The 2,551-nt window shown below is 67.8% G+C and carries 4 protein-coding genes; 3 read left to right on the top strand and 1 reads right to left on the bottom strand.

Annotated elements, in window-relative coordinates; genetic code table 11:
- Positions 1–206, top strand: a 206-nt coding sequence (locus Q0L11_RS18685; RefSeq protein ID WP_296599241.1) for a hypothetical protein, incomplete at its 5' end; no start/stop codon positions are given.
- Positions 207–232: 26 nt separating this feature from the next.
- On the opposite strand, the gene Q0L11_RS18680 is transcribed toward Q0L11_RS18685, so the two are convergent.
- The gene (locus Q0L11_RS18680; RefSeq protein ID WP_296599240.1) at positions 233–1,105 is read right to left on the bottom strand and encodes a dienelactone hydrolase family protein; all 873 of its coding nucleotides are present in this window, start codon (positions 1,103–1,105) and stop codon (positions 233–235) included.
- Positions 1,106–1,194: 89 nt separating this feature from the next.
- On the opposite strand from Q0L11_RS18680, the gene Q0L11_RS18675 reads away from it, so the two are divergent.
- Both Q0L11_RS18675 and Q0L11_RS18670 read left to right on the top strand, forming a co-directional pair.
- Positions 1,195–1,659: a hypothetical protein gene (locus Q0L11_RS18675; RefSeq protein WP_296599238.1), complete on the top strand. Its 465-nt coding sequence runs from the start codon at positions 1,195–1,197 to the stop codon at positions 1,657–1,659.
- A 204-nt stretch (positions 1,660–1,863) separates the two neighbouring features.
- Positions 1,864–2,551, top strand: a 688-nt coding sequence (locus tag Q0L11_RS18670; RefSeq protein WP_296599236.1) for an Hsp70 family protein, incomplete at its 3' end; no start/stop codon positions are given.

Here is a 2,551-nt window from a genome sequence, read left to right as displayed (position 1 = left end):
CGCTGGCGGGCCTCGATCCTGTCCGCATTGTGCGACATGAACGAAAGAAGAACATCAGGCTCCGGGCGGAGTCAAAGTTGTTCTTCGCTTTCTTCCTGCTCGTCATGGCCGGGCGTGTCCCGGCCATCCAGACGCGCGGGCGGAACGGGCGTGCGCACGGCCTGGCCATCGGCGCTTCTGGATCCCCGGGACAAGCCCGGGGATGACGAGCTGAGAGGGGGGGGCCTCTCGGTCACACGCCGTTCTGCTTGAAGAAGGCCAGCATCCTGGCCCAGCCGGCCTCGGCGTCGGCCTTGCTGTAGGAGGGGCGGTAGTCGGCGTGGAAGCCGTGCTGGGCGCCGGGGAAGACGACGATCTCGCTGGACGTCTTGCCGGCCGCCTTCAGCGCCTCGCGCATCTTGTCGACGTCGGTCAGCGGAATGCCCTGGTCCTTCTCGCCATAGAGGCCCAGCACCGGGGCCTTCAGGTCGCCGACGAGGTCGATCGGGTTCCGGTTGCCGGTGTCCGCCGGCGACATGTTGCCGGTGAGGCGGCCGTACCAGGCGACGCCGCACTTGAAGCCCGGGATGCGGGCGATGGATTCCCAGACCACGGCGCCGCCCCAGCAGAAGCCGGTGATCGCGAGACGCTTCGCGTCGGCGAACGGCTGGGCCTTCAGCCAGGCGACGGCCGCCTGGGTGTCGCCGGTCATCTGGGCGTCGGTGGCCGTGGCGACGATCTTCATGATCGCGGCCCGGTCCTCGATGGCCGAGGGGTCGCCGGCGCGGACGAAATAGTCCGGCGCGATGACCACGTACCCGGCCTTGGCCAGCCGTCGGCAGGTGTCGCGGATGTATTCGTGCAGGCCGAAGATCTCGGAGACGAGGATCACGCAGGGATGCTTGCCGGCCTTGATCGGGCGCGCCACGAACGCCGGGATCTCGCGGTCGGCCGCCTTGATCTGGACCATCGACTGCACGAGGTCGTCGGCGCTGGTCTTGATCGGCTCGGCCTGGGCCGACCAGGCGGCGACGGCGTAGCCGCCCGTCAGCGCCAGGGTCAGGCCGCGGCGCGACAGGTGCAGGTCCTGCGGGCGCGTGCCGTCGGGGCGGGTGAGCGTGACCATGGGCGTGTCCTCGTCGTCGTTTTTGCGGGATGATCGCCACGGAACCGGTAGGCCCGCCCCGCGTCAACCGCATGATGAGCAACGCGCGAATGAAACCGCTCTCGTGGCGCCGCATGACCGCCGGCGAGCGGAGTCTTGCCGTCGAGATGTTCGGCGCCGGGCTGGACGCCGGCCGGGTGCGGATCCTGGCCCTGCCCGTCTGGCGGCGCGCGTTCGTCGCGGGCCCGGCGCTGATCGTCTGGCCGGCGATCGCCGCGCGGCCCGATTTCGCGGCCCCGGAGGTCCCGCTGCGCACCCAGGCGGTGTTCGTCCACGAACTCACCCACGTCTGGCAGGCGCAGCATGGGGTCGCCCTGGTTTTGGCCAAGATCAAAGCCGGGGACAGCGAGCGGGCCTATGCCTACGATCTCGAACAGGGCAGGCCGTTTCCGGCGATGAACATCGAGCAGCAGGCCATGGTCGTGGAGCACGCCTTCCTCGCCTCGCGGGGCGGCGAGACGCCGCACGCGGCCGAGGTTTACGCTGCGGCGGCGGCCAACTGGAGGCGGTCGTGAGTCATGCCCTTGATCGGATTAGGGGCTTTCGGCCTTGCAGGGCCGGCAAATTCCCCCATATCGGCACTCGACGATGGCTTCCGTGAACGGAAAGCGGGGCCGGAGCTCAACAATCGAACCCGGGGGCGTCGCAATTCCTGGGGCGCTTCATTAGAAGGCCCGCACCGCGACGTTCGCCACACAAGGAGCGAGTAGACCTAGGCTATGAGCAAGATCATCGGCATTGACCTCGGCACGACCAACTCGTGCGTGGCGATCATGGACGGGAAAACCCCGAAGGTGATCGAGAACGCCGAAGGCGCGCGGACCACTCCCTCGGTCGTGGCCTTCATGGATGACGGCGAACGCCTCGTCGGCCAGCCGGCCAAGCGCCAGGCGGTGACGAACCCGACCAACACCCTCTTCGCGATCAAGCGCCTGATCGGCCGCAACTTCTCCGACCCGATGGTCGAGAAGGACAAGGGCATGGTGCCCTATGAGATCGTGAAGGGTCCGACCGGCGACGCGTGGGTGCGCGCCCACGGGAAGGATTATTCGCCGCAGCAGGTGTCGGCCTTCATCCTGCAGAAGATGAAGGAAGCCGCCGAGCAGCACCTCGGCGAAAAGGTCGAGAAGGCGGTGATCACCGTCCCGGCCTACTTCAACGACGCCCAGCGCCAGGCCACCAAGGACGCCGGCAAGATCGCCGGCCTGGAAGTCCTGCGCATCATCAACGAGCCGACGGCCGCCGCGCTGGCCTACGGCCTCGAGAAGAACGACGGCAAGAAGATCGCGGTCTACGACCTGGGCGGCGGCACCTTCGACGTGTCCATTCTCGAAATCGGGGATGGCGTGTTCGAAGTTAAGTCGACCAACGGCGACACCTTCCTGGGCGGCGAGGACTTCGACCTGC

This window comes from Phenylobacterium sp. (assembly GCF_024508875.1).
Classification (GTDB): domain Bacteria; phylum Pseudomonadota; class Alphaproteobacteria; order Caulobacterales; family Caulobacteraceae; genus Phenylobacterium.
The sequence above is the reverse complement of the archived record's forward strand: the minus strand, read 5'-3'. Positions and strand labels throughout refer to the sequence as shown.